The organism is Oscillospiraceae bacterium, from assembly GCA_035380125.1.
GTDB lineage: Bacteria > Bacillota > Clostridia > Oscillospirales > JAKOTC01 > DAOPZJ01.
In genome coordinates, this window is the sequence record DAOSWV010000022.1 from 48757 (window position 1) to 55124 (window position 6368).

The 6368-nt window shown below is 44.7% G+C and carries 3 protein-coding genes; all 3 read left to right on the forward strand.

The annotated features are described in order from the left end of the window. Nucleotides 1-5: 5 nt before the first annotated feature. From PK629_09735 to PK629_09745, 3 genes are read left to right on the forward strand one after another with little or no spacing between them, the layout of a single operon-like run. Entirely contained in the window at nt 6-1133 is a 1128-nt protein-coding gene (locus tag PK629_09735) for a hypothetical protein (GenBank protein HOP11756.1), read from the forward strand. Nucleotides 1134-1168: 35 nt separating this feature from the next. Continuing rightward, complete coding sequence (locus tag PK629_09740; protein HOP11757.1) at nt 1169-6046, forward strand: TNT domain-containing protein; 4878 nt, start codon at nt 1169-1171, stop codon at nt 6044-6046. Beyond that, nucleotides 6046-6279, forward strand: a complete 234-nt coding sequence (locus PK629_09745; protein HOP11758.1) for a hypothetical protein — start codon at nt 6046-6048, stop codon at nt 6277-6279. Before PK629_09740 ends, PK629_09745 begins: the two co-directional genes overlap by 1 nt. Nucleotides 6280-6368 lie beyond the last annotated feature (89 nt).

Below are 6368 nucleotides of genomic sequence, written 5' to 3' on the forward strand. Positions count from 1 at the left end.
AATCAATGGCAATTTATAAAACAACTTACGGTCTGCCGGGGGATCAGGAAGATAATCCTTATCTGATTGCGGAAGATGAAGTGAATAGGAAAAAGAATCGTTGGGCAGCAGCCGGAGCAGCGCTGAATACCGGGACATCGAATCCGATTGTTACCGATACGGATACGCAAGAGACCGACGTGACCGATCAGGATGAATCGATCACCGGGGAAACCGGAACGAATACCGAGACGCCGGAGACGCCTGTGGTCGAAGAGACCGGGACAACAGAGACGGCCGAAGGGGAAGATCCGTATACAAAACTGCTGAAGCAGCTTGAAGACATGACGAAATCGGGCAGTGTGACAGAGCAGTATAAAGCCGCGATTTTGTCTGCAATTGAGGCACAAAAACTCACGACCCAACAGGCGATCGACCAGCTTGAATATGAAAAAGAAAAAGCCGAAAAAGCCCGCGTAAAAGCCAACCGGGAGGCCGATCTGACCTTCAGCAGAGCCATCAATTCGACCGGAAAGATCAATCAGAACATCCGGTCTGCGGGTCTTGCCGGAAGCGGCTGGCAGGAGACCAGTCAGGTGGGCTTATTCAACGGTTATCAAAATGCTCTGAACACCAACACCAGCGACTACAATACGGCGGTTAAGGAACTCAATTTAGCCATCAGTCAGGCCCAGCAGAGCGGAGATATCGCGACCATGCAGGCCATTCAGACCTATGCGATTCAGCTTGCGCAGCAGCTGTATCAGGAATCCAGGGATGCTGTGGCAGACCGTCAGTGGGAGCTTTCGTATGCCTTGCAAAAAGCGGCATTTGATCTGGAACACGCGGCGCAGACGGGGAGCACAGGGTATTATGATTCGGGATCGCCATATACAAGCGGGGACAGCAGGGTGACAAATACAAGTAGAATAAATGCGGATGATAGTTATAAAACAGCCACTGATATAAATGAACAAATACAAAATTATGTTAAAAGCGGTTTGGTCGGAGATGACCTGAGATGGGAGGCGGCTATCCTTATTTATCAATATCTTGACAAAATGACCGATGAACATGCAGAGACGTTGATGGGCATGTATGGTCTGACCGAAGGTGAGGTAATGGATATCGGCGTAGAAGAATTCGGCGTTTAAAAACCTAAGTCAATGCGTGATTGGGAGGAATAGATATGAGCCTTAATCGTCTAAGGAAGTTAAAAGAAGAGCAGGATGAAATCAAAAAAGAAAGAGAGGCGGCTTTGGCAGCCGCCCAGAAGGAGGCGGAGGAAAAAACGCCCCCAGCTTCTCGTAAGATAATCAGTGATGTCGATTATAAAGCCGCTGCGATGAATTTAGCCAGTCAGCGCGGCGAGGGTCTTCAAATGATCAAGATTGCCCAACGCGAAGAATGGATGAATAAAAAATATCAGGAACGTAAAGATGCCGGAGAAAAGGATGTTCCGGATCCTATTAAACCGTATTATAATACCGTTAAGGATTTTAAATATGCGGATTATATAAACGGTTGGTATAAATATCGTAAAGACAACGGCGAGGAGGGTGTGCCGGATTATATTGGTGTTGACACATCTCCTCGTTATACGAATGCAGCCGGAGAGGAAATTACCGAAGAAGAATATAATAAAGAGAACGCAGCTATTGAAAAATACAATGAAGTTATTAAAGGTAATAAAGACGGCGAAATTAATTTTTTTGATTTTTATACTACGCGGAAAACGCTTCTTGATGCCGGTATTGAGGTAGAGAAGGGCGATAAAATTTTTGAAACCGCGCTTGAAAGAGCTTACAATAAGACCCTTCGTGAGATCATGTTATCCCATCCGGAGTTATATCAATCGCAAAATGATTTATATAAAGCAAAATTTGAAGAACAGTTTAACAAAAATTTAGATCAAATATATAAAGTGTTTCAAGACAGTGAAAATAAAAAGGCATTCCGGGAAGCGGAAAAAGTAAATCAAGATCAATATAAAAAAGAAAAAAATGAAATGGCCGCAATGGGATTGGATCCGCTTGATCCCGATGATGTCGAAAAATATTATGATTATTTAGAAAACCCACCGCCTGCCAAAACCTCCAAAACAAAGGAGGAACTCATGGAGGAAAGGATGCAGGGACAAGATAAATATTTAGGCATGGAAGTTGTGGATCAATGGGTCAAGCCGACGGAGAATGCCGACTATGAGCTGCATTACAGTGACAACAGCGGAATTCCGGATAAATTAAGAGTGGATGGGAGTTTAATTGAATACACTGCTGCGGACTATGAAGAGGGCGGCATGGCTGTTCCCGGATATTTTGAATTCACAGAAGCGACAAAGCCAGGAAGTTTTGATTCGAGGGAACTGACGTGGGACAAAATGGGGCAGAAAACCGAGGTCGATAACACACTGTATACACAAGGCAGTGCAACTGATCCAATGGTTACGAAAGACGTTGTCGATTATGCCCAGTCAGTGGAACCTCTGTCCTCCGGTATTAAAGTGAGTGATTCGGATCGTAACGGCATGTCGGTCAGAATGGTGAAATCAGAGCTTGAAGATCAAGCGCAGGCAGAGTTTCAAGCCAATATGGATAAATTCAATCAAGAGAAAAACGATTGGATTAAAGAGAAGATGGGTGGCACCGATTACGAGAGCGCGCTTTCCGGTGTGGTCTCATTTTCCCATAAGGCTGAAGACGGAAAAACATATACGGAAAAAGATTATCTGGCTTTTGGGGGATCCGATCTGCCCGGATATGATAAATATTTAGCGGAAATAAGTTCTAAAATATTTCATGTCAATTCAACCGGTCATGCGCGAGGTAAAGATGAAATAGAAATGGTAAAAGCCGCAGCTGCAAAACAAGAAGAGAAAAATGCGGTATATCAAAACCTTTTATATTATCTTGAACTGTCGGCAAAGTATTATGAAAAAAATGATCCCACAAAAACAGCTACAATAAATATGTCAGGAATTGACGCGGCATATGAAAAGGCAGCGGCAGCCGTAAAAAGCGGTGATCACAGCCCCGCCGCCCTTAACCGATTGGAGATTACAAAAGCGTACAGCGAGTTGGGACATGCACTGAACGATTATAATACGTTGAATAAAGAGGACCCCGTCAAATTGTATCAGCTGCAAAGTGAAGGTGAGTCTAAGGCAACATTCGACGACAGGTTCATGACCGATCAGGAATATGCGGAGTATACCTACCTTGTGGGTTTATACGGCGATGAGGAAGGCGGATTGGCACGCTTTTATATCGATTCGATCTCTGAAAGATTAAAGGAACGCGCCAATAAAGGCAATACAAACGTCTCCGGCAGGAGAACATATGACAGCGAACAAGCAGAAATTTCCGATCTGTATATCAAGGATTGTGAGTATTCAGCCGACAGGGATGCGTTCATAGCAGAGGGTAAAATTAAATATATCAACGCCTCGAAGTCGGAGTTGAAGAACGGGGATTCGTTTGACAACGACGTTTATTATACGAAAGATGTGCTTTCCGACTTTGCAAACAAAAGCACCGACGATAGGCGGGAGATATACGACGTGCTGGATCAGATCTCCGCGCTGTACGGGAATGAAAAAGCCGGAGACACACTGTTCTATATCTTGGGTAAATACGGTTTCGAAGAAGCGTCCAAGTACAGCGAAACGCTGAATTCGTTTTATTTGCAGGTTAAAGGCACGCAGACCGCAGAGGAATATGAAAAAGCCAACGGATTCAAGAGATTGGGCATGGGCGTGGGCATGGGATTAAATAACTGGGGAAAGGGTATCGTCTCGCTTGTCAACTTTCTGGACAGCGATACAGAAACCCTTCCGGTGATTTTTTCCGATGATTACGCCATTCCGATATTGAAGGATGAACTAAACCGTTCCGAGAATACGTCGCTGGATATGAGTATGGGCATCGGGCAGAATGTTCCGGCGGTCGTGGTCGCAGTAGCCACAATGGGCGCGGCAAGTTTGGCTTCGGGCGCTGCTGCGGCTGCAATCAATGTGGCGGGAAGAATTGCAACAACCACCGTGTTCGGTTCAAGCATATGGGGCAATACCTATAATGATATGAAACTGAGCGGGTATTCCGATGCGGAAGCGGTTCGAAAGGCAAACTGGATTACGCTGTCGGAAGTCGGTTTGGAAATGGTGTTTGACGGCTTGGGCTCACTGGGCGGGGCAAATTCGATTGCAAGCAAACTGTCAAAGAACTTCGGCGAGTTTGTCAAATATTCATCCGAAACGACACTGGGCCGAATTGCTCTGACACAGTTGGGCGCCATGGCATCACGCGGCGCGGGCGAATTGCTCGAAGAAAGCACACAGGCCCTGATCGAGCCGTTTCTCCATTACTTTGCCACGGGGGAATTCAACTGGGACAGCAATCAGGGCAGACAGGCCGCGTACGACGGCTTTATCAGCATGATCACCGGCGTGCTGCTCGGCGGCGCGACAGACGCATACCGTACTTTTGTGGATATAAAAGTGCTGTCCAAAATCGGGGATAATGTATCAAACATTCAAAACGGCACAGATAACATCATCGAGCAGGGCAAATCTTCCCGGTATGAGGCGACGAGAGCATTGGCGGCTTCGGTCGAGGGCGCTGCCAAGACCGGAAAACTGAACAATATCGATCTCGGCGAACTGACGTCCCGCATAGGGGATGAAATCGCCGCGAACCTGGCCATCGAGATGGGTGAGAAGAACTCGGTGTTCAAATCCGGATTTTCTGAGGCAGCGGAGTATTATCAAGCACTCGCGAGGGGAGAAACGGACTCGGCGAAAACCGTATTAAAAAACACACTGGATCAGATGGCGGCAAGTACGAACAGCAAAACAGCATCCGGTTCGAAAAAGCCCGGAATTTCAGAGGGTATCAAATCGTATTTTGAAAACATCCGAAACACCCTGAACGAAATGAAGTCAGACAACAAAACAACCGAAACGGTTGAGGGTACAAAAACGGTCAATGCGATTGAAACCTTGACAGGGCAAAAAGAGAACATAGCGAATAACAACGCGAAAGCCGAACCGTCGATGGGAGAAGTCGGGACACAGGCATTAGCGGGTATCGCCGAAACAAATCCGGGGCTTGCGGAGAATACTGACTTAACCGAGGCCTATAATGCGGGTTTTAACGGTGAGGACATATCGAGGGACACGCGGGATAATGCTGCTGCCGGGAATTACACAGATTCGGTCGAGGCCATGTACAATGCCGGACAAGCTGACGCGAAAGCCAGTTTGACTTCTTCTGCGGAAGTTTTGCAAGGGGTTAATCCGGCTGCTGAGACAGTTGTTACAAGTGCGGCAGAAACAAAGTCAGTTTCAAGCACCGAACAGGCAGGCACGACTTCAACCGAACAATCAAACACAGAAGTGAATCCGGAATTAGAAGCGAAATTAGCACCGTTTGAATATACAGAAGAACAAAGAGCCGTTGCTGAAAAATATGCCGAGACAGGTGACGCCAATGTAATTCCAGATAGCTACGGCAAAGAAATGGTTAATAAGATCATGCAAGGCGCTGAGGTTATTAAGAAATTCAACGCCGAAAACGGGATTGACACTAAGCAGAGCGAGGGATATAATAGAACTACGGAAGATTCTATTATTTCAGATAAAGACAGAGAAAAACTAAGTAAATGGGAAAATGCACCGAGTGAAGAATTATATCGCAAATATAAGTCGATTTTTGATAATCCGAAATATTTTGATCAAAGCACAGGTGAAATTCATTGGCCGGATGGGAATAATGGATTTAAAGGAATTATTAAAAGAATTATATTAAAACAAGGCTTGCGTATTGATAGGTATGGCTTTGAGAGTGGTACTTTTGTATCACCAGAAGGTACACCATATAACATGAGATCTTTAGCCCCAGGTACATATTTAAAACCTTATCATGTATATGAAATAATTAAACCAATTGAGTGTAATGGGGGGGATATTGCAGCATGGTTTGGTGAACCCGGAGAAGGAACACAATATCAATTTGACATGACAATTCAAGAATTACTTGACAATGGTTACATAAAGGAGGTTTTTAATTAATGACAACTAAAGATTTAAAAACAGAATTAATTAAACTTGCAATTCCGGATAACTCATATTCTTTAAAAGGAGGATTACCAAATGAAATGTATTGTATTTCGGAATTAGACGGCAAATGGCTGGTTTATTACAGTGAGCGCGGTATAAAGTCAGCTTTAAAAATTTTTAATTCTGAAGGAGAAGCATGTAATTACTTCTTGCTTTGGATTAAAAAGATTTTTAAAAAGGCATAAGAATTATATAATTAAGCAGGGTTTTTGCCCTGCTTTTATTGTATCCAGAAAACCACTCGCTAGGCGAGTGGTAGAAAAAAAGGCTAATG